The organism is Stenotrophomonas lacuserhaii (assembly GCF_039674585.1).
Taxonomy (GTDB): domain Bacteria; phylum Pseudomonadota; class Gammaproteobacteria; order Xanthomonadales; family Xanthomonadaceae; genus Stenotrophomonas; species Stenotrophomonas pennii_A.
This window is the reverse complement of sequence record NZ_JBDJNU010000035.1, coordinates 1-26,760: the sequence shown is the minus strand read 5'-3', so window position 1 is coordinate 26,760 and position 26,760 is coordinate 1. Positions and strand designations below refer to the sequence as shown.

22 protein-coding genes are annotated in these 26,760 nt (G+C 67.8%); 11 read left to right on the top strand and 11 right to left on the bottom strand.

Annotation, left to right across the window (positions count from 1 at the left end):
• Window position 1 precedes the first annotated feature (1 nt).
• Window positions 2-1,204: a glycine C-acetyltransferase gene (kbl, locus tag ABE522_RS13235; RefSeq protein ID WP_346592105.1), complete on the bottom strand. Its 1,203-nt coding sequence runs from the start codon at window positions 1,202-1,204 to the stop codon at window positions 2-4.
• A 195-nt stretch (window positions 1,205-1,399) separates the two neighbouring features.
• On the opposite strand from kbl, the gene ABE522_RS13230 reads away from it, so the two are divergent.
• The gene (locus ABE522_RS13230) at window positions 1,400-2,092 is read left to right on the top strand and encodes a TorF family putative porin (protein WP_346592092.1); all 693 of its coding nucleotides are present in this window, start codon (window positions 1,400-1,402) and stop codon (window positions 2,090-2,092) included.
• Between the two features lie 194 nt (window positions 2,093-2,286).
• On the opposite strand, the gene tdh is transcribed toward ABE522_RS13230, so the two are convergent.
• The gene (tdh, locus tag ABE522_RS13225; RefSeq protein WP_346592091.1) at window positions 2,287-3,321 is read right to left on the bottom strand and encodes an L-threonine 3-dehydrogenase; all 1,035 of its coding nucleotides are present in this window, start codon (window positions 3,319-3,321) and stop codon (window positions 2,287-2,289) included.
• A 342-nt stretch (window positions 3,322-3,663) separates the two neighbouring features.
• On the opposite strand from tdh, the gene ABE522_RS13220 reads away from it, so the two are divergent.
• The 7 genes from ABE522_RS13220 to ABE522_RS13190 all read left to right on the top strand — a co-directional run bounded on the left by ABE522_RS13220 (window position 3,664) and on the right by ABE522_RS13190 (window position 12,223).
• Window positions 3,664-5,826, top strand: coding sequence for a S46 family peptidase (locus tag ABE522_RS13220; protein WP_346592090.1), 2,163 nt, complete (start codon window positions 3,664-3,666; stop codon window positions 5,824-5,826).
• Window positions 5,827-5,973: 147 nt separating this feature from the next.
• Window positions 5,974-6,615 (top strand): histidine phosphatase family protein, encoded by a 642-nt coding sequence (locus ABE522_RS13215; RefSeq protein ID WP_057507005.1) that lies wholly within the window; start codon window positions 5,974-5,976, stop codon window positions 6,613-6,615.
• Window positions 6,616-6,638: 23 nt separating this feature from the next.
• Window positions 6,639-7,922, top strand: a complete 1,284-nt coding sequence (folC, locus tag ABE522_RS13210; RefSeq protein ID WP_346592089.1) for a bifunctional tetrahydrofolate synthase/dihydrofolate synthase — start codon at window positions 6,639-6,641, stop codon at window positions 7,920-7,922.
• Window positions 7,923-8,002: 80 nt separating this feature from the next.
• Entirely contained in the window at window positions 8,003-9,028 is a 1,026-nt protein-coding gene (locus ABE522_RS13205) for an SPOR domain-containing protein (RefSeq protein ID WP_346592088.1), read from the top strand.
• A gap of 40 nt (window positions 9,029-9,068) precedes the next feature.
• Window positions 9,069-9,830, top strand: coding sequence for a CvpA family protein (locus tag ABE522_RS13200; RefSeq protein WP_346592087.1), 762 nt, complete (start codon window positions 9,069-9,071; stop codon window positions 9,828-9,830).
• Window positions 9,831-9,899: 69 nt separating this feature from the next.
• The gene (gene purF / locus ABE522_RS13195; RefSeq protein ID WP_101098711.1) at window positions 9,900-11,366 is read left to right on the top strand and encodes an amidophosphoribosyltransferase; all 1,467 of its coding nucleotides are present in this window, start codon (window positions 9,900-9,902) and stop codon (window positions 11,364-11,366) included.
• 2 nt (window positions 11,367-11,368) lie between these two features.
• Window positions 11,369-12,223: a ferritin-like domain-containing protein gene (locus ABE522_RS13190; protein WP_346592086.1), complete on the top strand. Its 855-nt coding sequence runs from the start codon at window positions 11,369-11,371 to the stop codon at window positions 12,221-12,223.
• Window positions 12,224-12,229: 6 nt separating this feature from the next.
• On the opposite strand, the gene ABE522_RS13185 is transcribed toward ABE522_RS13190, so the two are convergent.
• A complete protein-coding gene (locus ABE522_RS13185) occupies window positions 12,230-13,711 on the bottom strand; it encodes a DUF2235 domain-containing protein (RefSeq protein ID WP_346592085.1) in 1,482 nt (493 codons plus the stop codon).
• Window positions 13,712-13,985: 274 nt separating this feature from the next.
• Here ABE522_RS13185 and ABE522_RS13180 point away from each other — a divergent pair, with 274 nt between their 5' ends.
• The gene (locus ABE522_RS13180) at window positions 13,986-15,218 is read left to right on the top strand and encodes a M12 family metallo-peptidase (protein WP_346592084.1); all 1,233 of its coding nucleotides are present in this window, start codon (window positions 13,986-13,988) and stop codon (window positions 15,216-15,218) included.
• A gap of 155 nt (window positions 15,219-15,373) precedes the next feature.
• Here the strand turns inward: ABE522_RS13180 and lpxH are convergent, their stop codons facing one another.
• From lpxH to ABE522_RS13140, 8 genes are all read right to left on the bottom strand, one after another.
• Window positions 15,374-16,111, bottom strand: a complete 738-nt coding sequence (gene lpxH / locus ABE522_RS13175) for a UDP-2,3-diacylglucosamine diphosphatase (protein ID WP_346592083.1) — start codon at window positions 16,109-16,111, stop codon at window positions 15,374-15,376.
• 41 nt (window positions 16,112-16,152) lie between these two features.
• The gene (locus ABE522_RS13170; protein WP_346592082.1) at window positions 16,153-16,692 is read right to left on the bottom strand and encodes a phosphatase PAP2 family protein; all 540 of its coding nucleotides are present in this window, start codon (window positions 16,690-16,692) and stop codon (window positions 16,153-16,155) included.
• A complete protein-coding gene (locus ABE522_RS13165) occupies window positions 16,673-17,818 on the bottom strand; it encodes a glycosyltransferase family 4 protein (RefSeq protein WP_346592081.1) in 1,146 nt (381 codons plus the stop codon). Before ABE522_RS13165 ends, ABE522_RS13170 begins: the two co-directional genes overlap by 20 nt.
• 423 nt (window positions 17,819-18,241) lie before the next feature.
• Complete coding sequence (gene ppx / locus ABE522_RS13160; RefSeq protein ID WP_346592080.1) at window positions 18,242-19,765, bottom strand: exopolyphosphatase; 1,524 nt, start codon at window positions 19,763-19,765, stop codon at window positions 18,242-18,244.
• 70 nt (window positions 19,766-19,835) lie between these two features.
• Window positions 19,836-21,923, bottom strand: a complete 2,088-nt coding sequence (gene ppk1, locus ABE522_RS13155; protein ID WP_346592079.1) for a polyphosphate kinase 1 — start codon at window positions 21,921-21,923, stop codon at window positions 19,836-19,838.
• 4 nt (window positions 21,924-21,927) lie between these two features.
• Window positions 21,928-23,256, bottom strand: coding sequence for a phosphate regulon sensor histidine kinase PhoR (gene phoR / locus ABE522_RS13150; protein WP_346592078.1), 1,329 nt, complete (start codon window positions 23,254-23,256; stop codon window positions 21,928-21,930).
• 14 nt (window positions 23,257-23,270) lie between these two features.
• Window positions 23,271-23,960, bottom strand: a complete 690-nt coding sequence (gene phoB / locus ABE522_RS13145; RefSeq protein WP_042614802.1) for a phosphate regulon transcriptional regulator PhoB — start codon at window positions 23,958-23,960, stop codon at window positions 23,271-23,273.
• Window positions 23,961-24,084: 124 nt separating this feature from the next.
• The gene (locus tag ABE522_RS13140) at window positions 24,085-25,725 is read right to left on the bottom strand and encodes a M48 family metalloprotease (RefSeq protein WP_346592077.1); all 1,641 of its coding nucleotides are present in this window, start codon (window positions 25,723-25,725) and stop codon (window positions 24,085-24,087) included.
• 141 nt (window positions 25,726-25,866) lie between these two features.
• Between ABE522_RS13140 and grxC the strand changes: the two genes are divergently transcribed.
• Both grxC and ABE522_RS13130 read left to right on the top strand, forming a co-directional pair.
• Window positions 25,867-26,163, top strand: a complete 297-nt coding sequence (gene grxC, locus ABE522_RS13135; RefSeq protein ID WP_042614804.1) for a glutaredoxin 3 — start codon at window positions 25,867-25,869, stop codon at window positions 26,161-26,163.
• Entirely contained in the window at window positions 26,160-26,549 is a 390-nt protein-coding gene (locus ABE522_RS13130; protein WP_346592076.1) for a carboxymuconolactone decarboxylase family protein, read from the top strand. The genes grxC and ABE522_RS13130 overlap by 4 nt, the downstream gene beginning before the upstream one ends.
• Window positions 26,550-26,760: the final 211 nt, after the last annotated feature.

The window sequence follows — 26,760 nt, the reverse complement described above, 5'->3', positions numbered from 1 at the left end:
GTCAGATCACGCCGAGTTCGCGGCCGATGCGGGTGAAGGCATCGATGGCGCGGTCCAGGTGTTCGCGCGTGTGCGCTGCGCTGATCTGCGTGCGGATGCGCGCCTGGCCCTTGGGCACCACCGGGAAGAAGAAGCCGATCGCGTAGATGCCTTCTTCCAGCAGGCGCTCGGCGAACTTCTGCGCCAGCGGCGCGTCGTACAGCATCACCGGGCTGATCGGGTGCACGCCGGGCTTCACGTCGAAGCCGGCGGCGACCATCTTTTCGCGGAAGTAGGTGGTGTTGGCCACCAGCGTTTCACGCAGGTCGTCGGCGGCGGCCAGCATCTCGAAGGCCTTGATGCCGGCGGCCACCACGTGCGGCGGCAGCGAGTTGGAGAACAGGTACGGGCGCGAGCGCTGGCGCAGCAGTTCGATCACTTCGGCCCTGGCCGTGGTGAAGCCGCCCAGCGCACCCCCCATCGCCTTGCCGAGGGTGCCGGTGATGATGTCGATCTTCTCCAGCACGCCCTTCACTTCGGCCGAGCCACGGCCGGTCCTGCCGAGGAAGCCGGTGGCATGGCACTCGTCGATGTGCACCAGCGCGCCGTACTTCCGGGCCAGCGCGGTGATTTCGTCCAGCGGAGCGATGAAGCCGTCCATCGAGAACACGCCGTCGGTGGTGATCAGCTTGGTCCGGCAACCGGCTGCGTCGGCGGCCTGCAGCTGCGCTTCCAGATCGGCCATGTCGCAGTTGGCATAGCGGAAGCGCTTGGCCTTGCACAGGCGCACCCCGTCGATGATCGAGGCGTGGTTGAGGCTGTCGGAAATGATCGCATCCTGCTCGCCCAGCAGCGGCTCGAACAGGCCGCCATTGGCGTCGAAGCAGGCCGCATACAGGATGGTGTCCTGCTTGCCGAAGAACCCGGCGATCTGCGCTTCCAGCTGCTTGTGCAGGTCCTGGGTGCCGCAGATGAAGCGTACCGACGCCATGCCGAAGCCGTGGCTGTCCAGCGCGTCCTTGGCCGCCTGGATCAGGTCCGGATGGTCGGCCAGGCCCAGGTAGTTGTTGGCGCAGAAATTCAGCACCGTGCGGCCGTCTTCCAGGGTGATCTCCGCCGACTGCGGGCTGGTGATGATCCGCTCGGACTTGAACAGGCCCTGGGCGCGGATGGCGTCCAGTTCCTCGGCGTAATGGCGGGTCAGGTCAGGCGAGGATTCGGTCATGGTGGCAGCACGGCTCAACACGGGAAAACCGGGATTTTACCTGCCCCGGCCGACGAAGGGCGGCAGGGCAGGGAGCACGAACGTGTTGCGTTGCAATATCAAACAGGTTAAAAAACCGTGAACCGGATGGATTCCGCAGCCGGTCCGCGCCACGCCCCATGTCCCTCCTCCCGCCATCGCCCCCCGGAGACGCCCATGAAGCACGCCGTCCGCTGTCTTGCCGCTGCTGCTGTCCTGTCCCTCGCCTCGTTCGCCGCCAGCGCGCAGGAAGCCGAGTCCCCCTACAGCTGGAACGTCACCGCGGTGTCCGACTACGTCTTCCGTGGCGTGTCGCAGACGGACGAAGATCCGACCCTGCAGGCCGGCTTCACCTACACCAGCCCGGTCGGCCTGTATGCCGGCGTATGGGGATCGGGCGTGGACTTCGGGCCGGGCGACCCGAGCACCGAAGTGGACTTCCTGATCGGCTACGGCTTCGACGTCAGCGACAACGTGAACTTCGATGTGCTGTTCAACCGCTACACCTACCCGGGTGCCAGCGAGCTCAACTACAACGAGCTGATCACCAGCACCACCTTTGCCGAGCAGTACAAGCTCACCGTCGCCTACACCAATGACCTGTCCGGTTCGGATACCAAAAGCTGGTATTACGCCGTCGGCGGTGAGTGGGCGCTGCCGCAGGATTTCACCCTGGCGGCCAACGTCGGACGCACCTCGCTGGAGACTGATTTCGGCAAGGACTACACCGATTTCAACATCGGCGTCAGCCGTCAGTTCGGCCTGTTCAACCTTGGCCTGGGCTTCCACGGCACCGATGGCGCCGGCCGCGACAACAACGGCTACCTGGCCGACAACCGCGTGGTGTTCAGCGTAGCCATCGGCAAGTAACCAGCGCCCCGCGTGCGACCGTGCAGCGCACGTCATGCACAACGAAGAAGGCGCCCTTGCAGGCGCCTTTTTCAATCATGTGACCCTTTGTTCCCTCTGGTGGAGAGCCCCTTGTTGTTCAAGGGGGCGCGCCGACAGGCGCGGGGATAAGGAAACACGCGGGAGAACTGATCGGACGCGCTTCGCGCGCCCGATCAGTTCCAGCTGAGGACCACCTTGCCGGCCTTGCCTTCTTCCATCAGGTCGAAGCCCTTCTGGAAGTCATCGATCGGCAGCTGGTGGGTCATCACCTTGCCGAGCGGGAAGCCGGACAGCACCAGCTGGGTCATCTTGTACCAGGTCTCGTACATCTTGCGGCCGTAGATGCCCTGCACGGTCAGGCCCTTGAAGATGATCTTGTCCCAGTCGCAGCCGGCGCCGCGGGGCATGATGCCGAGCATCGCGATCTTGCCGCCGTGGTACATGCAGTCCAGCATGTCGTTGAACGCACGCGGGTTGCCGCTCATTTCCAGGCCCACGTCGAAGCCCTCCATGTGCAGCTCCTTCATCACGTCCTTCAGCGACTGGTTGGCCACGTTCACTACCCGCGTGGCGCCCATGTCGGCGGCCAGCTTCAGGCGGAAATCGTTGACGTCGGTGACCACCACGTTGCGCGCACCGATGTGCTTGCAGATGCCGGCGGCGATGATGCCGATCGGGCCGGCACCGGTGATCAGCACGTCCTCGCCGATCACGTTGAACTCCAACGCGCAGTGCGCGGCATTGCCGTAGGGATCGAAGAAGGCGGCCAGCTCGGACGGGATCTGGTCCGGGATCGGCCACAGGTTGCTGGCCGGCATCACCATGTATTCGGCGAAGGCGCCGTTCACGTTGACGCCGATGCCGACGGTGTTCGGGCACAGGTGCGGACGGCCGCCGCGGCAGTTGCGGCAGTGGCCGCAGACGATATGGCCTTCGGCCGAAACGCGCTGGCCGACCTCATAGCCGGTGACCGCACTGCCGAGCGCGGCGACGCGGCCGACGAACTCATGACCGATGGTCAGGCCCGGCTTGATGGTGCGCTGGCTCCATTCATCCCACAGGTAGATGTGCAGGTCGGTGCCGCAGATGGCGGTCTTTTCCAGCTTGATCAGCACCTCGTTGGGGCCCGGCACCGGCACCGGCACTTCTTCCAGCCAGATGCCCTTGGCGGCTTCGCGCTTGACCAGCGCCTTCATCGTTTGTGCCATCTCGGTGGAACTCACAGGGGGAAAGATGGCGCGGATTATAAAGCCGCCAGCGCCCGCGCCATGTTGCAGCGCGGGTCGGCCGGCGTAATGCCGCCGACCATGGGTCGGCGCTGCCAGGCCACCGGTGGCCTGTCCAAGGCGGGGCGGGGTGGCTGTGCAGGACCGTCTGTTGCCATGGATGGCAACAGCGAGCCCCCATGGACGGGTTCACGGCGTGTCCTGCACAGCCACCCCGGCCGCCGGCACGCAGGCCGCCGACCATGGGTCGGCGCTACCGGAGGCCGCCATGGACCTGTCGAAGGCGGGCTAGAATCGACGGTTCCATTACCCAAGGGCCGCTTCATGCGCTCGAACCTGCTTGCTTTCTCCATCGTCGCCAGCCTTGGCCTGGCCCAGATCGCCCATGCCGCAGAAGGCATGTGGGTGCCGCAGCAGCTGCCGGAAATCGCCGGCCCCCTGCAGAAGGCCGGCCTGAAGCTGTCGGCCGAGCAGCTCGCCGACCTGACGGGTGACCCGATGGGCGCGGTGGTCGCCCTCGGCGGCTGCACCGCCAGCTTCGTCTCGCCGCAGGGCCTGGTGGTCACCAACCACCACTGTGCCTACGGCGCCATCCAGCTGAACTCGACGGCCGAAAAGAACCTGATCAAGGACGGCTTCAACGCCCCGAAGACCAGCGACGAACTCAGCGCCGGCCCGAATGCCCGCGTGTACGTGCTCGACCAGATCACCGATGTGACCGCGCAGGCCAAGGCCGCCATCGCCGCGGCAGGCAAGGACCCGCTGGCGCGCACCCGCGCGCTGGATGCCTTCGACAAGTCGCAGGTCGCCGCGTGCGAGGCCGACGCCGGCTTCCGTTGCCGCCTTTACAGCTTCTCCGGCGGCAACACCTACCGGCTGTTCCGCAACCTGGAAATCAAGGACGTGCGGCTGGTCTACGCCCCCCCGGGCAGCGTCGGCAAGTTCGGCGGTGACATCGACAACTGGATGTGGCCGCGCCACACCGGCGACTTCTCCTTCTACCGCGCCTACGTCGGCAAGGACGGCAAGCCGGCCGCCTTCGCAGCCGACAACGTGCCCTACCAGCCGAAGCACTTCCTGAAGTTCGCCGACCAGCCGCTGGGTGCCGATGACTTCGTGATGGTGGCCGGCTACCCGGGCCGCACCAACCGCTACGCACTGGCTGGCGAATTCAACGAAACCGCCGACTGGACCTATCCGACCATCGCCCGCCACTACAACGCCGTGCTGAAACTGATCGAAGATGCCGGCAAGGCCGACGCCGACGTGAAGGTGAAGTACGCCGCCACCGCGGCCAGCATGAACAACGTGGCCAAGAACTACGTGGGCCAGCTGGAAGGCTTCAAGCGCATCGATGCGGCCGGCCAGAAGCAGGCCGAAGAGGCGCAGGTGCTGGCCTGGTTGAAGCAGCAGGGCACCGCCGGCAAGCCGGCGCTGGCCGCGCACGCGCAGTTGCTCAAGCACCTGGAAACCGGCCGCAGCACGCGCGAGCGTGACCTGTTCGTCAACCAGTTCAACAACACCTCCGCCGTGGGTTCGGCGATCACCCTGTACCGTACCGCGATCGAGCGCAGCAAGCCGGACGCCGAGCGCGAAGCCGGCTACCAGCAGCGCGACCTGCCCACCATCGAGGGTGGCATCCGCCAGATGGACCGCCGTTACGTGGCGAAGATGGACCAGCAGCTGCAGCAGTACTGGCTGGACCAGTATGTCGCCCTGCCGGCCGCGCAGCGCGACAACGCGGTGCTGAACCAGTGGCTGGCCGGCAGCGATGCCAACGCGGTCAAGGCACTGGTCGGCAAGCTGGGTGGCACCCGGCTCGGCAGCCTGGATGAGCGCCTGAAGTGGCTCACCGCCGACCGCGCCGCATTCGAAGCGAGCACCGATCCGGCCATCCAGTACGCGGTGGCGATGATGCCGGCGCTGTTGAAGCAGGAAGAGCAGAAGAAGATCCGCGAAGGTGAATCGCTCAGCGCGCGTCCGCTGTACCTGCAGGCCGTGGCGGACTACAAGAAGAGCCAGGGCGGATTCGTCTATCCCGACGCCAACCTGTCGCTGCGCATCACCTTCGGCAACGTCATGGGCTACGGCAAGGACGGGGTGAACTACACCCCGTTCACCACGCTGGAAGGCATCGTGGCGAAGGAAACCGGCGAAGACCCGTTCGATTCGCCGAAGGCCCTGCTGGATGCGGTCAAGGCCAAGCGGTATGGCGGCCTGGAAGACAAGCGCGTCGGTTCGGTGCCGGTCAATTTCCTGTCCAACCTGGACATCACCGGCGGCAACTCCGGTTCGCCGGTGCTGGACGCGCACGGCAAGCTGGTCGGCCTGGCCTTCGATGGCAACTGGGAATCGGTCAGTTCCAACTGGGTGTTCGATCCGGTGATGACCCGCATGATCGCCGTGGACAGCCGCTACATGCAGTGGATCATGCAGGAAGTGGCGCCGGCGCCGCAGCTGCTGAAAGAACTGAACCTGGCGAAGTAAACGCTCACGGGGCGGATTCCCCATCGGATCCGCCCTGTTTTCCCACGGCGGGGCTTCAGGCGGAGCAGGTATGATGGCGCTCCGGCGTGGTTTCACAGGACGTGAACGAAACGCCGGACCTCCTCCCCCCAAGGACCCGTACCCCGCATGCGCATCCTGCTTGCCCGTCACGGCGAAACGCCGTGGAACGCCGAAGGCCGTTACCAGGGCCAGATCGATATCCCGTTGTCGCCGATCGGCGAAGCCCAGGCGCAGGCGCTTGGCGAGCGCTTGAAGTCGGTGGACATCACCCGAGCGGTGGCCTCGCCGCTGTCACGCGCGCAGCGCACCGCGCAGCTGGCCCTCGGCGCCCGCGCCGACATGCTGCTGACCGAACCGGAGCTGCAGGAAATCGCCCACGGTGAGTGGGAAGGCCTGTTGGCCAGCGAGATCCATGAGAAAGACCCGTCGCGGCTGCGCGCCTGGCGTGAAGAACCGGACACCGTGCTGATGCCGGGCGGCGAATCGCTGCGCCTGGTGCTGGACCGCAGCTGGCGTGGCCTGGCACGTGCCGCCGAAGGCCTCGGCGAGGACGACACGCTGCTGGTCGTGGCCCACGATGCGGTGAACCGGGTCATCCTGTGCCGGATCCTCGGCCTGCCGATCAGCCGCCTGTGGAGCTTCCGCCAGGCGCCGACCACGCTGAACCTGCTGGAAGGTCCGGACATCGAACAGCTGGAAGTGGTGCGCATGAACGATTGCGCCCACCACACGCCGTTCTTCGGCGAAGCCAAGCACCGCGCCCTGTAACCGAATCGATTGGACGTCCCACCGTGACTGCACTGCCCACTACGCTCAGCGACTGGCTGGTTTTCATCGAACGCCAGCACCCGGCCACCATCGACATGGGGCTGGAGCGCGTGCGCACCGTTGCCACCGCCCTGCAGCTGGGCGCTCCTGCGCAGCGCACCATCACGGTGGGCGGCACCAACGGCAAGGGCTCCACGGTGGCCTTCGTCGAAGCGATCGCGCGGGCCGCCGGCTGGCAGGTCGGCGCCTACACTTCGCCGCACCTGCTGCGCTACAACGAACGCGTGCGCATCAATGGCGAAGAAGCCAGCGATGACGCACTGGTCGCGGCCTTCGGCGCGGTCGAAGCCGCGCGTGGCGACACCACGCTGACCTACTTCGAATACGGCACGCTGGCAGCCCTGTACCTGTTCGCACAGGCCGGGCTGGACCTGGCGGTGCTGGAAGTCGGGCTGGGGGGGCGCCTGGATGCGGTGAACCTGGTCGACGCCGACGTGGCCGTCATCACCACCGTGGACATCGACCACGCCGACTGGCTGGGCGATGACCGCGAGAGCATCGGCACCGAAAAGGCCGGCATCCTGCGGGGCTGGAAGCCGGCCGTGCTGGGCGAGATCGATCCGCCGTCCAGCGTGCTGCGGCGGGCCTACCTGATCGGTGCCAACGCGATCCGCGCCGGCAGCGATTATTTCAACGAAACCCTGGACGCGCAGACCTGGGCCTGGCGCGATGTCGCCGTGCGCCTTGAGTTGCCGATGCCGTCGCTGGCCGGCCCGGTGCAGCTGGCCAATGCCGGTGCGGCGATTGCCGCGCTGCGCTCGCTGGAGCTGCCACCGGGCCGTTCGCTGCCACGCGACGCGTACGCCGACGGCATCGCCGCCGCGCGCATCGCCGGCCGGCTGCAGCGCGTCGAGCGTGACGGGATCAACGTGCTGGTGGACGTAGGCCACAACCCACAGGCGGCCGCCGCGCTGGCCCGCGCGCTGCAGGCTGAACCGGTCAGCGGGCGCACGTTGGCGGTGTATGCCGCCCTGCAGGACAAGGATGCGGTCGGCGTGGTGCAGGCGCTTGGCGAGGCCGTGAACGCATGGACGCTGGCCGGGCTGGAAGGCCCGCGCGGCCAGGACGCCGCAGCGCTGGCGGCCCGACTGGCCGGAACCGTTGCCGCGGATGCTTCACAGGCCGATACGGTGATCCACGCGCTGTCCCAGGTACTGGCGCAGGCCGTGCAGGGTGACCGCGTACTGGTGTTCGGTTCCTTCCATACCGCCGCCGAAGCGCTGGCCTGGCTGCAGGCCGCTGCCTGAGCCGCGTTCAGCCGTTGCCGACGCGGCATCACGGCAGGACCGTATAATCATCGGCAGTTCCCACCTGTTGCCTGCCATCCGTGGATACGTCCCTGAAACAGCGTCTGATCGGTGCCATCGTCCTGGTGGCCCTTGCCGTGATCTTCCTGCCGATGCTGGTGACCGGCCCTGCCCGCAACAGCACCGCCGACAGCGTGCCGCTGGAAGTGCCGGGTGCGCCGGCCAATGCCCAGTTCGAAACGCGCGAGCTGCCGCTGGCCGCACCCGCTGGGGGTGACAGTGGCCTGCGCGGCGCGGCGCCACTGCAGGAATCCGCCGCTGCTGCCGCCAACACGGCGGATACCGGTCCGGCCGTGGCCGCCGGCAACTTCGCGGTCAGCTTCGGTGCCTACGCCAGCAAGGCCGACGCCGATGCCGTGATCGCCCATCTGAAGGGCGCGCAGCTGCCCGGTTTCAGCGAGACCGCCACGATCAACGGCAAGCAGGCGTGGCGTGTCCGCGTCGGCCCCTTCGTTGACCGCGCACAGGCAGAATCGGCCCGGCTGCAGGCTGTGAAGATCCGCAGCGACGTGCGCGCCGAAGTGGTCACCCTGGACGCCAACGTCGACGCCGCTGCCGCCGCCGCGACCGCGCAGGCGCCGGCCGCCACCACCACGCCGCTGGGCGGCAACCCGGTGCAGACCCAAGCGCTGCCGGACTCCGCGCCCACCGCAGCGGCCGCCGCGCCCGCACCCAGGCCCGAACCGAAGCCGACCCCGACCCCTGCGCCGGACACCAAGGCTGTCGCCGCAAAGCCGGCGACGCCTGCGCCGGTGGCCAAGCCGGAAGTGAAGCCGGAAGTGAAGGCGCCGGCAGCGCCGGCCGCCAGCGGCGTGGGTTTCGCTGTGCAGCTGGGCGCGTTCGGCCAGGCCGCCGATGCCAACGCCCTGCGCGATAAAGCGCGCGCCGCCGGCTTCAGCGCCTTCGTCGACCAGGTCCGCACCGACAAAGGCGTGCTCAGCCGGGTCCGTGTCGGGCCGGTCGCCAACCGGGCCGAGGCCGACCAGCTGAAGGCGCAGGTCGCCGCCCGGGTCGGCGTGGCCGGCATGGTCAGACCGCACCCCTGATGCCCATTCCCGGCCAGGACGCCCAAGGAAACCCGCCCGCATGATCGACATCGTGCTGGCCTGCGTGATCGCCATCTCAACCCTGCTGGGGTTCGTGCGGGGCTTCGTCGGCATCGTGGTCGGCACGCTGTCCTGGCTGCTTGCCGGCTGGGCGGCCTTCCTGTTCGGCAACGACGTGGCGCACCTGTGGTCGGCGCCGGCGCAGCCGGGCAACGGCCACCTGGTGGGCGGCTATGTGACGGTGTTCCTCGCCGTCCTGATCGCGGTCACCGTGCTGGGCATGCTGGTCCGCGCCGGGCTGCGCATGGCGCTGCTGGGCGGGGCCGACCGCATGCTGGGCGGCGCCCTGGGCCTGGTGCGTGGCGGCTTCATCAGCGCGGTGCTGCTGTTGATGGCCACCTTCACCCCACTCACCGCTGAACCGGCGTGGCAGCAGTCCCACCTGCGTGCGGCGCTGCAGCCGGTGGTGGGATGGATGGATGCCCAGCTGCCAGATGTTTCAAGGCCCATGCAGAACCTCGAACGGATGGTGCCCCAGGGCCTGCCGTCGTCGCTGGATGGGCTGGTGCCGGCCGGATTGCCCTTGCCGTCCAGCGGTTCGTCCCCATTTGCTGAAAGCCTGTTGGGAAAGCCGGCCGCGACAGGCGATAATGGTGTCCTCGGCGAGGTGGTGGCGGGACGCGGATGGCCGCGTAACGTGGACCCGGCCAGGGGCGCGGCGAGCGAGTCCGCGAACGCCCCGGCACTGCCCGCGAACATCGAGTCGGCGCCCGAGCGTCCAGATCCTGCCGCTGTCCCGTAAGGCGGCTCCCCCGGCCAGGCACGGCCAACATCCCTGTAGATGGGCACAGCCCAGCGGAGATAACGCAACATGTGTGGCATCGTCGGAATCGTCGGCAACCAGAACGTCGCCGGGCAGCTCTATGACGGCCTGACCGTCCTCCAGCATCGTGGCCAGGACGCAGCGGGCATCGCCACCGTCGATGGCACCCGCCTGCGCGTGCAGAAGGCGAACGGCCTGGTCCGTGACGTGTTCGACGCACGCACCATGTCCACCCTGGAAGGCCGCGTCGGCATCGCCCACGTGCGCTATCCCACCGCCGGTTCCGAAGGCATGGACGAGGCGCAGCCGTTCTACGTCAATTCGCCCTATGGCATCGCGCTGGCGCACAACGGCAACCTGATCAACACCGAAGACCTGCGTCGCCAGGTGTTCGAACAGGACCGCCGCAACGTCAACACCGATTCGGACAGCGAAGTGCTGCTGAACGTGTTCGCCTACGAACTGGATGCACAGAAGCAGCTCAGCCCGGAAGCGGCGATCCGCGCGGTTTCGCACGTGCACCGTCGTTGCAAGGGCGGCTATGCGGTGGTCAGCGTGGTGCTGGGCCTGGGCCTGGTCGCCTTCCGCGATCCGCACGGCATCCGTCCGCTGGTGCTGGGCAAGCGCAGCCACGCCGAAGGCGATGAATACATCGTGGCCTCCGAATCGGCCGCGCTGGACGTGCTGGGCTTCCAGCGCATCCGCGATGTGCAGCCGGGCGAAGCGCTGGTGATCACCGCGCGCGGCGAACTGTTCTCGGAAATCTGCTCGGAGACCGCCGAACACACCCCGTGCATCTTCGAATACGTGTACTTCGCGCGCCCGGATTCGATGATCGACAACGTGTCGGTGCACAAGGCGCGCATGCGCATGGGCATCAAGCTGGGCGAGAAGATCCTGCGCCTGCGCCCGGACCACGACATCGACACCATCATCCCGATCCCGGACACCTCGCGCGATGCCGCGCTGGAGATCTCCAACACGCTCGGGGTGAAGTACCGCGAAGGCTTCATCAAGAACCGCTACATCGGCCGCACCTTCATCATGCCGGGGCAGGGCGAGCGGGTGAAATCCGTGCGCCGCAAGCTCAACCCGATCCATCTGGAATTCCGTAACCGGGTGGTGCTGCTGGTGGATGATTCCATCGTGCGCGGCACCACCAGCCAGCAGATCGTGCAGATGGCGCGCGACGCCGGTGCGCGCAAGGTCTACCTGGCCAGCGCGGCACCGCCGGTGCGTTACCCGAACATCTACGGCATCGACATGCCGGCCGCCGAAGAGCTGGTCGCGCACAACCGCAGCGTGGAAGAAATCGAGGCCCACCTCGGTTGCGACTGGCTGATCTACCAGGACATCGAGGACATGGAAGCGGCGGTGCGCGAAGGCAACCCGGCACTGCAGAACTTCGATTCCTCGTGTTTCAACGGGCATTACCCGACCGGCATCGAACCGGGGTACTTCGAGCGCATCCAGCAGCTGCGTTCGGACGACGCCAAGCACAAGCGTCGCGCCTGATCGTGAGCGCTGCGGCCCCATGCGACGTCGATCCATCCGACGTCGCCGGTGATCTGCTGCGCGCCGCGCAGCAGTGCCTGGCCGAGGCCGACCCGCTGCGCAAGGTGGCCCTGACCCAGGCCCATGCCGCGGCCTTCCGCGCCGGCCGGCTGAAGCTGCCCGGCGATGCGCCGGCGCCCGATCCCATCGGCATGCCCGGGCGTCCTGCCGCCCTGCAGCAGGTGCACCCGCGCGACGTGCCGCGACGCAAGCTGGGGGGGGCGGAAGGGCGCGCACGTTTCATCCACGCCATCGCGCATATCGAACTCAATGCGATCGACCTGGCCTGGGATGCGGTCTACCGCTTCCGGGGTCTGCCGTCGGCCTTCTACGCTGACTGGGTCAGTTGCGCAGACGATGAATCGCGGCATTTCCTGATGTTGCGCGGACGGCTGCAGGCGCATGGCCACGACTATGCCGATTTTCCCGCCCACAACGGGCTGTGGGAAATGTGCGAGAAGACCGCGCACGACGGACTGGCGCGCATGGCCCTGGTGCCGCGCGTGCTCGAAGCGCGTGGCCTGGATGTCACCCCGGGGCTTATCGCGAAACTGCGTGGCTGCGGCGACGAAGAGACGGCCGACGTGCTGGAGATCATCCTGCGCGAAGAAGTCGCCCACGTGGCTGCGGGCAGCCGCTGGTACCGCTGGTACTGCGAACGTGCCGGCGTCGACCCGCGTGCCCGCTTCAAGGAACTGCTGGTCGACTACGCCGGGGGCTACCTGCATGGCCCGTTCAACATCGAAGCGCGCCTGCTGGCTGGTTTCGATGCCGATGAACTGGCCGAACTGGTGGAACAGGCCGAGCGCGCCGGGTAACGGGCCTCAGGCGTTGCGCAGCACGACGCGCTGGCCGTCGGCGGTGGGGCGGTTGATGTAGAACAGTCCCGGGCCGGGTCGATACGGCAGCTCGCTGACCCCGGCATCGGCGGTGTAGGTGAGTGCGGTGTCACCCAGCGCGTCGAAATTCCAGTGTGCCGACTGCATCAGGTAGCGTTGTTTCAGCACCCGTTCCTGCGCCGGCTCCAGCGCCGTGCCGGCCATCAATGCAGCGGCGATTCCGCGCAGGTCCGTGGGCAACGTGCCGTCGATGCAGGCATCGGGTGCGTCCGTCCAGCGCACGCCCGCCGCCGCGGCACGCGCATGCATCAGGCGCAGCGCGATCAGCTGGTAACGCCAGTCGATCGGGCGCTTCAACACCACCCCGGAATACACGAACAAGGTCGGCGCGGGCAGCACGCTGCTGCTTCCCGCCTGGCGCTGGCGCACCCACTGGTGCCACGTGTCCACCCACACCGCATCGGCGCCCAGCCCCAGCTGCTGCTGCCAGCGGACGGCTTCGGCCAGCGCGCGCTGGTGGTTTTCAGTGCGGTGCAGCCAGTCGGCGGGGGGAAGGGCGAAGTCCTCCAGCCCGTGCCGCCGCACCTGCTGGCTGCGTGGACGGGTGAGCAGCTTGGGGCCTTCCTCCGTCTGGTCGTAGCCGCCACCGATGTTGGCGTGTACGCCGGGCAACCTGATTTCTTCGTGCTCCGGTGCCACCGTGGTCAGGGCGAAGTGCTCGCGATGTTCGTCGCGCGCGCTCAGCTGCAGCACGTTGCCGGCAATCCCCGCAGGCAGGTGCAGGCGCGGCGCTTCATCGGCACGGCCGCCCCTGATCGCCACTACGGTATCGAACAGCCCGATGAAGCCGATCACCGGATGGGGCAGGGTGAACGCCGGACCCACGCGCAGGCCGGCTTCGCGCAGCAGTCCTTGCCAATGCGCTGAATCCCAGGCCGCGATCTGGTTGGCGACATCACGTGCCGCCGCGGCACCGCGCGAGAACCCGAACAGATCCACCCGGATGCCTCGCAGCGGCTGCTGCCAGTGCCGTGCGAGCTGCGCCAGCGCGGCGGGAAGCTGGTCCTGCAGGGCCCGGTTGATCTTCGCGCGGACGCCGCTGGCGCCCACGCCGAATGCCAGGCCGATCAGGTCGTCGGGCTGGCCGTCGCGGGTTCCCGTGCCTTCGGTATAGATGGCCACCGACGGGGTGGCAGCGCCTGCCACGCGACCGTCGGGGTACAGCGCATGCAGCCGCGCCACGTTGGTCAGGCCGTTGGTGAAGCTGCTGGTGATGCGGCTGTGGTACGGCGAAGCGTCATCGACCTGCCATGCCGGTGGCAGCGCCTGCGCCGATGCGTTGCGCCCGGTGCCCGGACCGCGCCCACGCGCCAGGTTCAGGGCGTTGTTGCGCGTGCCGTCGAAGAACAGGCCGATCCGCAGCAGGCCGGTATCCCTCGTGCCCCCCTCTCCCCGCACTGTGTTCATGGCCGCCCTCCCGTGCACGGACAGTAACGCGGCGCCGGGCGCAGGGGAACCCGACCACGGGGACACGTCTGTATTACCAAGGCGGTCACGTTGTTGGTGGGCATCGGTTCGATTCCTTGCCCACGTGGCATGCCGCCACGGACACGCCGCTTCGCTGTTGCCATGCAATCGCTACACCGGCTCCGCCATGACGGCTACGCATCTGGTATCGCGCCGATCTGCAGCCCATTGATGAAGCGTCGGCAACAGGGGAATCCGCTATGGAGAACGGACCATGTCCCATCATTCGAAGTACACGCCGCTCGCGACCGCGCTGGCCCTGCTGGTAACCGGAGGCGCCATTGCAGCGCCCTTGTTCGAACCTGCGGCAGGGCCTGCGATGCGTGCCCCCACCCACGCCGGCTGGGCCCGCCTGCAGGCTGATCCCAGCACCGATAACGTGCAGGCGGTGCGCATGAACGTTGCCGCACTGTCCGGTGATCGGCTGGAGCTGCTGTTGGGTGAGCAGGTGCTGCAGGTACGCCGCATCAGGGAAGAAGCGACAGCCGATGGCGGCGTGGTCTGGTATGGCGCGGAGGAAGATGCCGCCGCGCCGCTCGCCGTGTCTGCGCAAGGGGCTGCAGCGCCTGCATCGGTGATTCTGGTGCGGGCGGTCGACGGCAGCGTCACCGGCACCATCCGACACCGCCAGCAGCGCTATGACGTGCGTCCGGTGGGCGAAGGAGAGCATGCGCTGGTCACCGTGGACGAGCATCGGTTGCCGCCGATGCATCCGCTGTGCACGCCGTCGCTGCCGGCGCCGCCGCCCGCGCCGGACGTGCACATCCGCAGTGGTGATCCGGGCGGCTGGGCGACGATCCGGGTCCTGGTGATGGCCACCCAGGGGGCCATCAACGCCTACGGGGGCAACATGCGGGCGAAGGCCGAACTGGCCGTGGCCGAATCCAACCAGGGCTACCTCAACGGCTGGACCAACATCCGCATGGAGCTGGCCGACTACCGCACGACGTCGTTCCCTGACGGGCCCATGGGGGCTGACCTGGGCCGGCTGCAGAACGCCGGCGATGGCCAACTGGATGAAGTGCACGCCCTGCGTGATGCCAGCCGGGCGGACGTGGTGGTGCTGATGACCGATGGGAAGGACGCGTGTGGCGTGGGCTATCTCAACGCGCCGGCCTCGCATGCCTTCGCCGTTGTCGGCTGGCGCTGTGCCACCGGCAACTACACGTTCGCCCACGAAGTCGGCCACGTGCTGGGCGCCAACCATGACCGTGGCAATGCCTCCGGCTCGCCCTATCCCTACGGCCACGGCTACCAGTTCAGCCTGGGCAGCGGCGAGCGTTTCCGCACCATCATGGCCTACGACTGCCCAGGCGGCTGCACGCGCATCAATACCTGGTCCAACCCGGGCATCACTTACGGCGGCGCCCGTACCGGTGACGCGGCCACGGCGGACAATCAGCGGGTGCTGGTGCAGCGCAAGCACGTGGTCGCCGGCTTCCGTTGACCTTGCGTCGGCTTCGCTGCAGGGGTATCCCAGCGTCACGCCTCCGGGCGTGGCGCGCCGCAGCGCCCCATCAATGGCGGTCCGGCATTACCAATGCCGCGGGTGTGCTGGAACGCACCCGCGCGAAGATCGTCGGCTTCCGCTGAGCAGGAGCATCACAGTGCCTGCAGTGACATCCCATCGGGCGTGACGCGCAGCACCGAACCCTGCTCGTACCAGTCGCCCAGCACGATGCGCGTGCGTGGCTGGCCGCCCGCCATCAGCGAATGCACGGCAGGGCGATGGGTATGGCCGTGGATCATCGTGTCCACGCCGAAGCGGATGAAGGTCGCATCCACCTCGGCCGGTGCCACATCGGTGACGGTTTCGAACTGCGCGCGATCTCCCTGCTTCATTTCCGACTGGCGGCTCTGGCTGGCATCGCGTGCCTTCTGCGCGAACGCGATGCGCGCGGCCAGCGGCTGGGCCAGGAACTGGGCCTGGAACGCCGGGTCGCGGGTCTGCGCGCGGAACTGCTGGTAAGGCAGGTCATCGGTACACAGCAGGTCGCCATGCTGCAGCAGCACCGGCGTGCCGTACAGGTCGATCACGCTGGGATCGGGCAGGATCCGCATGCCGGCGCGGGCGGCGTATTGCCCGCCCAGCAGGAAGTCGCGGTTGCCGCGGATGAAGTACACCGGCACGCCGGCATCGGACACCTCCTTCAGCGCCGCTGCCACCGCATCGGCCGCAGGCGAAGGCGTGTCGTCACCGATCCAGGCTTCGAACAGATCGCCCAGGATGTACAGCGCGTCTGCCTCAAGCGCTTCGCTGCGCAGGAAGGCAAGGAAGAGATCGGTGATGGCCGGACGGCTCGCGTCCAGGTGCAGGTCGGAAATGAACAGCGTGGTCATGCGCCTATTGTAGGCAAGACATCCGACGCGTGCTCCATGGGTCACGCGCCCAGCGGCAGCCAGCTCAGGCTGGCCCACGCCAGCAGCAGCGCGATACCGGTGGCGGCCAGGACATCGCTGGGATAGTGCAGGCCAAGCACCACGCGTGATGCCGCCACGCCCAGCGTGAACGGCACCAGCAACGGTGCCAGCCACGGGTAATAGAACAGGGCCACAGCAGTGAACGAGACCGCATGCAGGGTGTGCCCGGAGGGGAAGCTGAACTCGTCCAGCGGGGCCACCCAGGCGCGGATGCGCAGGTCGGCCTTGTACGGTCGCGGGCGCCGGGTCCAGCGCTTCAGGCCCTTGTACATCAACAGCGCGGCCAGGCCGGTGGCGGCCATGTGGGTACTGGCGCGCAGCCCTTCCATGCCGTCCAGCAGCACCAGTGCACCCATCAGCACGTACCAGAACACGCCATCACCCAGCCGGCTGATCACCGCGAACAGCGAGCGCATGCGACGGCGGCGGCAGTACAGGTTGGCACGGCGGCACCAGCGGGTTTCGCGGCCGATCAACAGGTCAAGCGGCGTGGTGCGCATGCAGCCTCCGGGCGTGGGCAAGTTCGGACAGCAGGGCATCGAATTCGGCCACCACCTGCTGCGGATGCAGGCGCTTCATGTCCCGCGCCGCCTGCTGGCCAAGGCTGGCGCGCAGCGTGTCATCGCCGGCAAAGCGCAGCGCGGCTTCGACGAACTGGTCGTCGCTATCCACCGCCGCGCCATTCTCGCCATCGCGCAGGTATTCGCGTGCGGCGCCGTAATCGAAGGCCACCGTGGCCAGGCCGCTGGCCATGGCTTCAAGGGTCACGTTGCCGAAGGTCTCGCTGCGGCTGGGAAACAGGAACAGGTCGCCACTGGCGAAATGGCGCGACAGCGCTTCGCCGCGCTGCACGCCGCAGAACAGGAAATCGGGATTGTCGTGGGCCAGTTTTTCGCGCGCCGGTCCATCGCCGACCAGCACGAAGCGGGCTTTGGGGCGCTGCTGCTGCAGCCGGCGGAAGGCCTTCACCGCAAGACCCAGGTTTTTTTCTGCGGCGATGCGCCCGACGTACATCGCGGCAAAGCCATTGCCCTCGATACCCCATTCTTCGCGCAGCGCCGGATCGCGCTTGGCCGGATCGAACTGTTGGCTGTCCACCGCGCGGGCCAGCAGGCGGACCCGTTCGAAGCCTTCACCGGCGAGGAAATCCTGCAGTTCCCGGGTGGGCACCAGGGTGGCATCGGCCTGGTTGTGGAAGCGGCGCATCCAGCGCAGCGCGGCGGCCTGCAGCCATGCCACGCCGTAGTCGGGCAGGTATTCGTCGAAGCGCGTATGGAAGCCGGTGGCCACCGGGATGCCCAGCCGGCGCGCGCAGCGCAGGGCCGACCAGCCCAGCGGGCCTTCGGTTGCGATGTAGACCGCATCCGGGCGCCGGGCCTGCCACTGGCGGCCGAGCCGGACAGGCGCGGGCAGGCCGAAGCGCAGGCCGGGATAACGGGGAAGGGCGGCACCGGGAACCAGCAGCGTGCCGTCCAGCAGCTCGGCGTCGCGGTCGGCGTGCTGGCGCGGTCGCACCAGGTCGACCTCGTGCCCGGCCTGGCGCAGGCCCATCTCCAGCCCCTGCACGGTCAGGGCCACGCCGTTGACTTCCGGAGGATAGGTCTCGGTGACGATCGCGTAGCGCATGGGACTCTCCCGTTTGTGCGCATGCTCGTCGTTGGGCATGTCCCGGGCATGACCGGATTGCGACCATCGCGTTACCGGGCGAACGGGTGGGACCCCCTCGCGGGTGGCGTTCTACAACTGGCTACGTGCTTGGGGCCGGGCGGTGGGGCTGTGCGGGGGACGGCAACAGCCGCATCCATGCGGGCCTCGTTTCGCGCCATCCATGGCGCTCAACGCCCCCGCCCAGCCCCACCGCCCGGCCCCCTGACGGGTTCCGGTGGCCGCCACCCGCGTATGAAAAAGAGAAAAGCGGTAGCTCCGACCCATGGTCGGCGAGCGCAGCGGGCCGTTGGCGGGAACATTCCGCCGACCATGGGTCGGCGCTACCAAAAGCCCCCGCCAGCAAGCAGCCCTGCAGTTGTTGCCGTTGCCCGCGCTCCTGGCTCAGGCCACGAACGGTTTGAACTGCAGCCCCAGGCCGGTCATGCCGTCGACTTCGCCGATCAGGTCGGCACGCAGCAGCGGCCGTGGGTCGATGAAACTCTGCGGCACGATCAGCGACAGCCGGTCATCCTCCGCGGTGATTTCCAGCACCGGCAGCGGCGTGGATTCGTGCGCGCGGTTGACCAGCACCGCCAGCCGCAGCAACGCGGCCAACCGGCGCGCCGGTACCACCAGGCGCTCGGGAAGGGCCTCGAACGCGCTCTTGGGCACGTTGCGGCGGTGCGTACGTACCAGCGCCGCGAGCATCTGCTGTTCCTGCCGCGAGAACCCGGCAATGTCCGAGTTTTCCAGCAGGTAGCTGCCGTGGGTGTGGTAACCGCTGTGCGCGATCATCAGCCCCATCTCGTGCAGGCGCGCGGCCCAGGACAGCATGCGGGCATCATCGGCTTCCAGCTTCCAGCTGTCCCGGACCTGGTCGAACAGCGACAAGGCGGTGCTCTCCACGCGATCGGCCTGCGCCACGTCGATGTCATAGCGCACCGTCAACGTATCCACCGACGCATCGCGTGGATCGTTCTCGCCGGCACGGCCGACGATGTCGTACAGGATGCCTTCGCGCATGGCCGCCTTGCTGACCAGCAGCTTCTGCAGGCCCAGCGCCTGGAAGGCTGCTTCCAGTACCAGCACGCCACCGGCGATGATCGGGCGGCGGTCGCTGCCCAGCCCGGGCAGCACGATGTCATCGATCTTCTTGGCCTTCAGCAGTTCATCGCGCAGCTGCGGCAGCGCCTCGGCGGTGATCGCGCCCTTGCTCAGCTTCATCGCCGCGCAGATCTCACTGATCGCCTTGTGGGTGCCCGAAGAGCCCAACGCCTCGTCCCAGCCCAGCGCCCGGTACTTGCTGGCGAAGGGCTGGAATTCACGGCCGATCTCGGCCAGCGCATCCTTCCAGCGCTTGCGGCTGAGCTTGCCACCCGGGAAGAAGCGCCGCGTGCTGGCGATGCAGCCGGCCTGCAGGCTTTCGCGTTCCAGGGTCTGCATGCCCGAGCCGATGATGAACTCGGTGGAACCGCCGCCGATGTCGATCACCAGCCGGCGCTGGTCGGCCTTGGGCGGCTGCGCATGCGCCACGCCAAGGTAGATCAGGCGCGCTTCTTCGCGCCCGCTGACCACTTCAATGGCATGCCCCAGCGCGGTTTCGGCCGGCATCAGGAACGCCTGCGGCGAGCGCAGCTGGCGCACGGTGTTGGTGGCCAGGGCGCGCACGCGGTGCGAAGGCACGTCGCGGATGCGCTGGCCGAAGCGGGCCAGGCATTCCAGCGCGCGCTGTCGCGCCTCGCTGGACAGGCCGCCTTTGCCATCCAGGCCGTCGGCCATGCGCACGGTCTCGCGCAGGCGGTCGACCACCCGCAACTGCCCGAGCGTGTAGCGGGCGATGACCATGTGGAAACTGTTGGAGCCGATGTCGATGGCGGCCAGCAGGTCGCCATCTTGCAGGGTCGGGGAAGTCGATGAGTGCGGCATGCTCGAATGGTAGCCGAAGGCGGGTGCCGGTCGTCACCGCGCCTTCTTCACGTGGCCGGGCCGGCAGCGCTCACAGACCCTGCATCAGGCCCATCTGCGCCGAATGCGGGGCCTCGTCGTGCGCCGGTGCCAGCTTCACGTAGCGGCCGTCGGCCTGCAGTTCCCAGGCGTTGAGGTTGTCGTCCAGGTAGTTCTGCAGCACCTCGCGGTACACCCGTCGTGCCAGTGCCGGGTCCAGGATCGGGAACGCGGTCTCCACGCGTCGCAGCAGGTTGCGTTCCAGCCAGTCCGCGCTGGCGCAGTACAGTTCCGGCGCACCGGCATTGCCGAACCAGTACACGCGGCTGTGTTCCAGGAAGCGGCCGACGATGGAGCGCACACGGATGTTGTCCGACACGCCCGGCACGCCGGGGCGCAGCGTGCAGGCACCGCGGACGATCAGGTCGATCTGCACGCCGGCCTGCGAGGCGGCATACAGCGCGCGGACCACCTGCGGTTCGTTGAGGGCGTTCATCTTGGCGATGATGCGCGCCGGCCGTCCGGATTCGGCGATCGCTTTCTCGCGCTCGATACGCTTGAGCACCCCGGTGTGCAGGGTGAACGGCGATTGCAGCAGGTGCTTCAGCTTGGCCTTCGACGCCAGCCCGGACAGCTGCTGGAACAGCAGGTGCACGTCGTTGCCGATGTCCGCATCGGCGGTGATCAGGCTGATGTCGGTGTACGCGCGCGCGGTGCCGCTGTGGTAATTGCCGGTGCCCAGGTGCACGTAGCGGCGCAGCTTGCGGCCTTCGCGGCGCACGATCAGCAGCATCTTGGCGTGGGTCTTGAAGCCCACCACGCCGTACACCACCTGCACGCCGGCCTCCTGCAGGCGGTCGGCAAGGCCCAGGTTGGCTTCCTCGTCGAAGCGCGCACGCAGCTCCACCACCACGGTCACGTCCTTGCCATTGCGGGCGGCCTGGATCAGCGCCTCCACGATCAGCGAATCCTTGCCGGTGCGGTACAGCGTCTGCTTGATCGCCAGTACGTTCGGGTCGGTCGCCGCCTGCTTGATGACATCCAGCACCGCGGTGAAGGCATCGAACGGATGGTGCAGCAACACGTCCTGGCGCGCGACGATATCGAAGATGCCGTCCGGATCACGCAGCGTACGCGGGGTCATCGGCGGGTACTTCAGGTCCGGCCGCGGCACCACGTCGTACAACTGGATGACGCGGTTGAGGTTGACCGGGCCATCGATGTAGTACACCGCGTTCTCGGTCAGGCCGAAGTTCTGCAGCAGGGTGCGCACGATGTCGCGCGGGGTGTCCTGGGCGATTTCCAGCCGCACCGCCGGCCGGTAGCCGCGGTCCACCAGTTCATCGCGCAGCGCCAGCGCCAGGTTTTCGACTTCTTCCTCGTCCACCACCAGTTCGGAATTGCGGGTCACGCGGAACTGGTAGGCACCTTCCACTTCCATGCCCGGGAACAGCTCGTCGACGAAGGCCGACAGCATCGAGGACAGGAACACGAAGTTGCGGCCCTCGCCGAGCGATTCGGGCAGTTCGATGATGCGTGGCAGCGAGCGCGGTGCGCGCACGATGGCCAGGTGGCCACTGCGGCCGAACGCATCCACGCCCTTCAGCACCACCACGATGTTCAGCGACTTGTTGAGGATTTTCGGGAACGGATGCACCGGGTCCAGGCCCAGCGGCGACAGCACCGGCATGATCTCGTTGCGGAAATAAGCGCGCAGCCAGCGCTTCTGGCGGTGGTTCCACGAATGGCGGCCGAGCACGCCGATACCCGCGTCCTGCAGTGCCGGGCGCAGCACCTCGTTCCAGCAGCGGTACTGCTGGTCCACCAGTTCGGCGGCACGGTCATGGATGGCGGTAAGGATCGCCTGCGGACTCATGCCGTCCGGCGCCGGCGGCAGCCCGAACTCCTGCGCGTGGCGCACGGCGGCCGCGCGGATTTCGAAGAACTCGTCCAGGTTGGTGCAGGAAATGCACATGAAGCGCAGGCGCTCCAGCAGCGGCACCTGCGGGTCCAGCGCCTGCGCCAGTACGCGGAAGTTGAAATCCAGCTGGGACAGTTCGCGGTTGATGTACAGCGCCGGATCCCGCAGTGAATCGGAGTCCGGCTGCGGCACGACGGGGAGGGGTGCAGGGCTGCTCATGGCTTCAATCTTCAGCGTGGAGGGGGGCGGCCACGTCGCGCGCGCGGATATGCGCTGCGTCGAAATGGCAGGAGAACGTGGAGCCCTTGCCGACCTCGCTCTGGATCTCCAGGCGGGCGTGGTGCAGGCCAAGGATGTGCTTGACGATGGACAGGCCCAGGCCGGTGCCGCCGCTTTCGCGCGAACGGCTGCTGGACACGCGGTAGAAGCGTTCGGTCAGCCGCGGCAGGTGGTTGGCCGGAATGCCGTAGCCGGTATCGCGCACGGCCAGTACCACGCCGTCGCCTTCGCGGCTGAAGGTCACCCGCACCTGGCCTTCTGCCGGGGTGTAGCGCACCGCGTTGGTGACCAGGTTGGAAAACGCGCTGTGCAGTTCCTTGATCGACCCCAGCAGGTCCACGCCGGCGTGGTCTTCCACGGTGATCTGGTGGCGGCCCTGGCTGTGCGCTTCGGCTTCGCGGCGCAACGTGGCCAGCATCGGCAGCATCGCCACCACCTCGGCATCGCCGGGTTCCTGCGATTCCAGCCGCGACAGGGTCAGCAGGTCTTCCACCAGCTGGGCCATGCGCTGGCTCTGCTTGCGCATTTCTTCCAGCATCGGGCCGGTGCCGGGGAAATCCTCCGGGTCCATCATGTCCAGGTACCCGTGCACCACGGTCAGCGGCGTGCGCAGTTCGTGCGATACGTTGGCGACGAAGTCACGCCGCACCTGTTCCAGCCGCAGCAGCTTGCTGACATCGCGGGCGATCAGCAGCCAGTGGTCGGCCGAATAAGGGATCAGGCGCAGGTTGAGGCGGATCGCCGGATCCACCGGCGAGGGCACGTCCAGGATCGGTTCGGCATTGCGTCCACCGGCCAGCCAGTGGGCCAGCGGCATCGGCTGCAGGCGCTGCACCAGCGCCTGGCCCAGGTCACCGGGATGGTGCAGGCCGAGCAGTGTCGTGGCCGCTTCGTTGAACCACTGCACGCGCTGGCTGTTGCGATCCAGCACCACCACCGCATCGGGCAGCGCGGCCGCCGCGGCCCGGTAGCTGCGCAGCATGTCCAGCAGGCGGCGCTTGCGCACGCGCATTTCGTGCTGGTTGCGCGACACCACGCGGTCGAGTTCATTCCATACGCCGGCACCGTCGGCGATTTCCCAGCGCTGGCGCGCGGTCAGCCGGCCCAGCACCCGGCGCAGCCGCCAGTAGTGCCAGGCCAGCGCGCCGATGGCGGCGATCGCCAGTCCCATCCATGCATCCCCGAGCGCCCAGCCCGCCACCCCGGACAACAACAGCACCGTGCTCAGGGTGGCCAGGGTCTTGAACCAGGCGGAACGGATGTGACGCGGCATTGCGGTACCAGTGATCAGGTGGAAGTAGAGAAGCGGTAGCCGGCACCACGCACGGTCTGCACCATGTTTTCGGCGGCGAAGGGTTCCAGCGTCTTGCGCAGGCGGCGGATGTGCACGTCGATGGTGCGCTCTTCCACGTACACACTGCCGCCCCAGACGTGATCCAGCAACTGCGCCCGCGTGTACACGCGCTCGGGGTGGGTCATGAAGAAGTGCAGCAGGCGGTATTCGGTCGGGCCGATCGGCACCGGCTGGTCGTTGGCGAACACGCGGTGGGCGGCGCCGTCGATGCGTACCGAACCCACTGCCACGCTGCCATCTTCGTCGTCATCACGGGCCCGGCGCATCACCGCACGGATGCGCGCCAGCAGTTCGCGGGCCGAGAACGGCTTGACCACGTAATCGTCCACGCCGGCTTCCAGGCCGCCGACGCGGTCGTTTTCCTCGCCGCGCGCGGTCAGCATGATGATCGGCACCTCGCGGGTCAGCGCCTCTTTGCGCCAACGGCGGGCCAGGTCCAGGCCGCTGGTGCCCGGCAGCATCCAGTCCAGCAGGATCAGGTCGGGCACGCGATCGGCGATGGCCGTCTGTGCTTCGCGTGCGTCGCCGGCGTGGATCGGCTCGTAATCGCCCTTGCGCAGGGCAAAGGCCACCATTTCGCGGATCGCGGGTTCGTCGTCGACGATCAGGATGCGTTTCTGCACGAGGCCACCAAGTTGCTCATCAGATCGGGAGTGACGCCAGTAGACTACGATTTGATGACATGTTTGTGACGCCACCGGCCCTGCTGTAACGACCAGCGGTCGGCAGGCCGGCGGGTGGCGTGGTTCAGCGGCGCTCGAGCTCGGGGTCGTTGACGCCCTGGCGGCGCATCTCCAGCACGGTCGGGGTGATGGTTTCGATGCGGGCATCCACCCGTGCGCGGGTGACGTAATCCAGGTCAGGCTGGCGTTTCAGCGCCTGCAGCTGCATCAGCGACTGCTCCGGGCGGCCGTTGAGGTAAGCCGCCTCGGCGTAGGCCTCACTGGCGCGGTGGCGATCGCCGGCCAGTTCGCTGGCCCGGGCGAAACGCTGCTGGAAGACCGGATCGTTGCCGCTTTGTGACAGCAGCGGCCGCAGCATGGCCTGCGCGCGCTGGCCTGCGGCCTGGCCGCCCTGTTCGTTGAGGATCTGCGCGAAGGTCAGCGCGACCGGGCGGCTGCCAGGGTGCTGGCGCAGCAGCGCCTCGAAGCGTTCGTTGGCCTGGGCGGGCTGGCCGGAACGCGACTCGGCCTCGCCCAGCGCCAGCGCCACCCACAGGTTGCCCGGGTCGGCATCGTGCAGTTCGGCCAGGGCGCGCGCCGCGCCGGCCGCACCGCCGGTGCCGGTGGTCAACTGGGCCAGTGCCTGGCCGTAGCGCTGGGCCGGGGTCAGTCCGCCTTTCTGCCGGGCCAGGCCCTGGTATTCGCGGGTCAGCTCGGACGGGGTCACCGCACTGAGCACTCGCAGGCGCTCGCGGGCCCAGTCGAAATCGCCACTGGAACCGCGGCTGAGCTGGCCCACCGACACCTGCATGCCTGGCGGCAACAGCAGGTTGTTGCGGCGGGTGATCGGGTCGGACAGGCCCGGGTCGCTCGGGTTCACCCGTTCGGTACGCACGCCACCGGGCACTTCGGTGGTCAGCACCACCGTGTCCTTCTTCATCTGTTCGGCGCGCAGCTTGGCCTCGCTGATACGGGTGGTGTTGACCGGGTGGGTGCGCAGGAAATCCGGCACGTTGTAACCGCCGTCGTTGCCACGCATCGAGGCGCTCATGCGCTCGAAGAAGCCGGCCATCGCGTCCACGTCGTAGCCGCTGCGGGCCAGCGTGCGGATGCCCAGGCGGTCGGCCTCGGATTCGTTGGAACGGGTGTAGTCGATCTGCCGCTGCTGCATCAGGCCCATGCCCGAGGCGATGCTGGCCATGGTCGCGTTGCCGGCCGAATTGCCCCCGGCCTGCTGCGAGGCGATCACCGCCGCCAGCATGCCCAGCAGGATCGGAATCTGGTCGCGCTGGGCGCGTTCCACGCCGCGCAGCACATGCTGCTGGGTGACGTGGGCGATTTCGTGGGACAGCACCGCAGCCACTTCGTCTTCGCGTTCGGCGGTGAGCACCAGCCCGGCATTGACGCCGATATAGCCGCCCAGCGTGGCGAAGGCATTGATCTGCCGGTCCTTCATCATGAAGAAGGTGTACTGCTGGCGCGGCTGCGCACTGTTGGAACCCAGCCGGGTGCCCATGGTCTGCAGCCACTCGGTGGTGAGCGGGTCGTCCAGCAGGTAGCCGTAGTTGCGCAGTTCGCGCAGCATCATCCCGCCGTACTCGGCCTGGCGGGCAGGGGTCAGCAGTTCACCGGCCGACGAGCCGATGTCGGGCAGCGAATCCTGGGCCTGGGCCAGCGGCACGGCCAATGCGAGGGTCAGGGCAGCGGAAAGCAGCAGCGGTCGCAAGCGGTCGGTCCTCGGGCAGCGTCCCCCAGCGTGGCAGGCCGGGGGGAAACCTATCGTTAATCCACAGTGTTGCGGCCATGGCGTGGATTTTCCATCAGGCCGCTACCATATACAGACAGTCGAACCGTCGTGGAGTTTCCCGTGAGCCAACTTGAACAGCCTGCTGGTGGCGCCCCCACCATCACCATTTATTCCACCGCTGTCTGCCCGTACTGCGTGGCGGCCAAGAACTTCCTCAAGAGCAAGGGCCAGCAGTGGACCGAAGTGCGCATCGACCTGGATGCCGCCGAGCGCGAGAAGATGATGGCCAAGACCCGCCGCACCAGCGTGCCGCAGATCTTCGTCGGTGACGTCCATGTTGGCGGCTACGACGACATGATGGCCCTGCACCGTGAAGGCAAGCTGGAGCCGCTGCTGGCCGGGCAGGGCGCAGCATGAGCGCAGCGGACGAAGGCGGCGACCGCCTGGCCGAGTTCAATGCCTACCGCAAGAAGATGAACGAGCGCATCCTGGCTGAACCGAACCAGGTGGTGCGCCGTTTCTTCGCGCTGGATACCCAGACCTACCAGGCGGGCGCGCTGGATGTGAAGACCAAGGAGCTGCTGGGCCTGGTGGCTTCACTGGTGCTGCGCTGCGACGACTGCATCAGCTACCACGTGGCGCAGTGCAAGGCCGCCGGCGTGGAGCGCGACGAGTTCTTCGAAACGTTCTCGGTGGGCCTGGTGGTGGGCGGATCGATCGTGATCCCGCACCTGCGCCGCGCGGTGGACTTCCTGGACCAGCTGGAAGCAGGCGCCGAAGCGCCTGCTGAACACGAACACTGACCCGCGCCGGGCGCTCCGCTGCGCTCGCCGAGCATGGCTCGGCGCTACCAGCCCTGCTCGCTGACCGGTAGTGACGGCCGCTGGCCGTCATTTCTTGGTGGCTGACGACCGTTGGTCTCTTGGTGGGTGACGGCCGCTGGCCGTCACGGCCTGCCGCTGCGCTCGCCGAGCATGGCTCGGCGCTACCAAGGCGGCCGGCCCTGCGCCTGGT

What these genes read in the sequence shown, in the direction of transcription:
- phoR (WP_346592078.1), bottom strand. Translation starts at nt 23,256, where the DNA reads ATGCCGCGTCACATCCGTTCCGCCTGGTTCAAGACCCTGGCCACCCTG.
- ABE522_RS13230 (WP_346592092.1), top strand. Translation starts at nt 1,400, where the DNA reads ATGAAGCACGCCGTCCGCTGTCTTGCCGCTGCTGCTGTCCTGTCCCTC.
- ppx (WP_346592080.1), bottom strand. Translation starts at nt 19,765, where the DNA reads ATGCCGCACTCATCGACTTCCCCGACCCTGCAAGATGGCGACCTGCTG.
- kbl (WP_346592105.1), bottom strand. Translation starts at nt 1,204, where the DNA reads ATGACCGAATCCTCGCCTGACCTGACCCGCCATTACGCCGAGGAACTG.
- ABE522_RS13180 (WP_346592084.1), top strand. Translation starts at nt 13,986, where the DNA reads ATGTCCCATCATTCGAAGTACACGCCGCTCGCGACCGCGCTGGCCCTG.
- ABE522_RS13220 (WP_346592090.1), top strand. Translation starts at nt 3,664, where the DNA reads ATGCGCTCGAACCTGCTTGCTTTCTCCATCGTCGCCAGCCTTGGCCTG.
- ABE522_RS13215 (WP_057507005.1), top strand. Translation starts at nt 5,974, where the DNA reads ATGCGCATCCTGCTTGCCCGTCACGGCGAAACGCCGTGGAACGCCGAA.
- ABE522_RS13130 (WP_346592076.1), top strand. Translation starts at nt 26,160, where the DNA reads ATGAGCGCAGCGGACGAAGGCGGCGACCGCCTGGCCGAGTTCAATGCC.
- purF (WP_101098711.1), top strand. Translation starts at nt 9,900, where the DNA reads ATGTGTGGCATCGTCGGAATCGTCGGCAACCAGAACGTCGCCGGGCAG.
- ABE522_RS13200 (WP_346592087.1), top strand. Translation starts at nt 9,069, where the DNA reads ATGATCGACATCGTGCTGGCCTGCGTGATCGCCATCTCAACCCTGCTG.
- lpxH (WP_346592083.1), bottom strand. Translation starts at nt 16,111, where the DNA reads ATGACCACGCTGTTCATTTCCGACCTGCACCTGGACGCGAGCCGTCCG.
- ABE522_RS13165 (WP_346592081.1), bottom strand. Translation starts at nt 17,818, where the DNA reads ATGCGCTACGCGATCGTCACCGAGACCTATCCTCCGGAAGTCAACGGC.
- ABE522_RS13170 (WP_346592082.1), bottom strand. Translation starts at nt 16,692, where the DNA reads ATGCGCACCACGCCGCTTGACCTGTTGATCGGCCGCGAAACCCGCTGG.
- tdh (WP_346592091.1), bottom strand. Translation starts at nt 3,321, where the DNA reads ATGGCACAAACGATGAAGGCGCTGGTCAAGCGCGAAGCCGCCAAGGGC.
- ppk1 (WP_346592079.1), bottom strand. Translation starts at nt 21,923, where the DNA reads ATGAGCAGCCCTGCACCCCTCCCCGTCGTGCCGCAGCCGGACTCCGAT.
- ABE522_RS13185 (WP_346592085.1), bottom strand. Translation starts at nt 13,711, where the DNA reads ATGAACACAGTGCGGGGAGAGGGGGGCACGAGGGATACCGGCCTGCTG.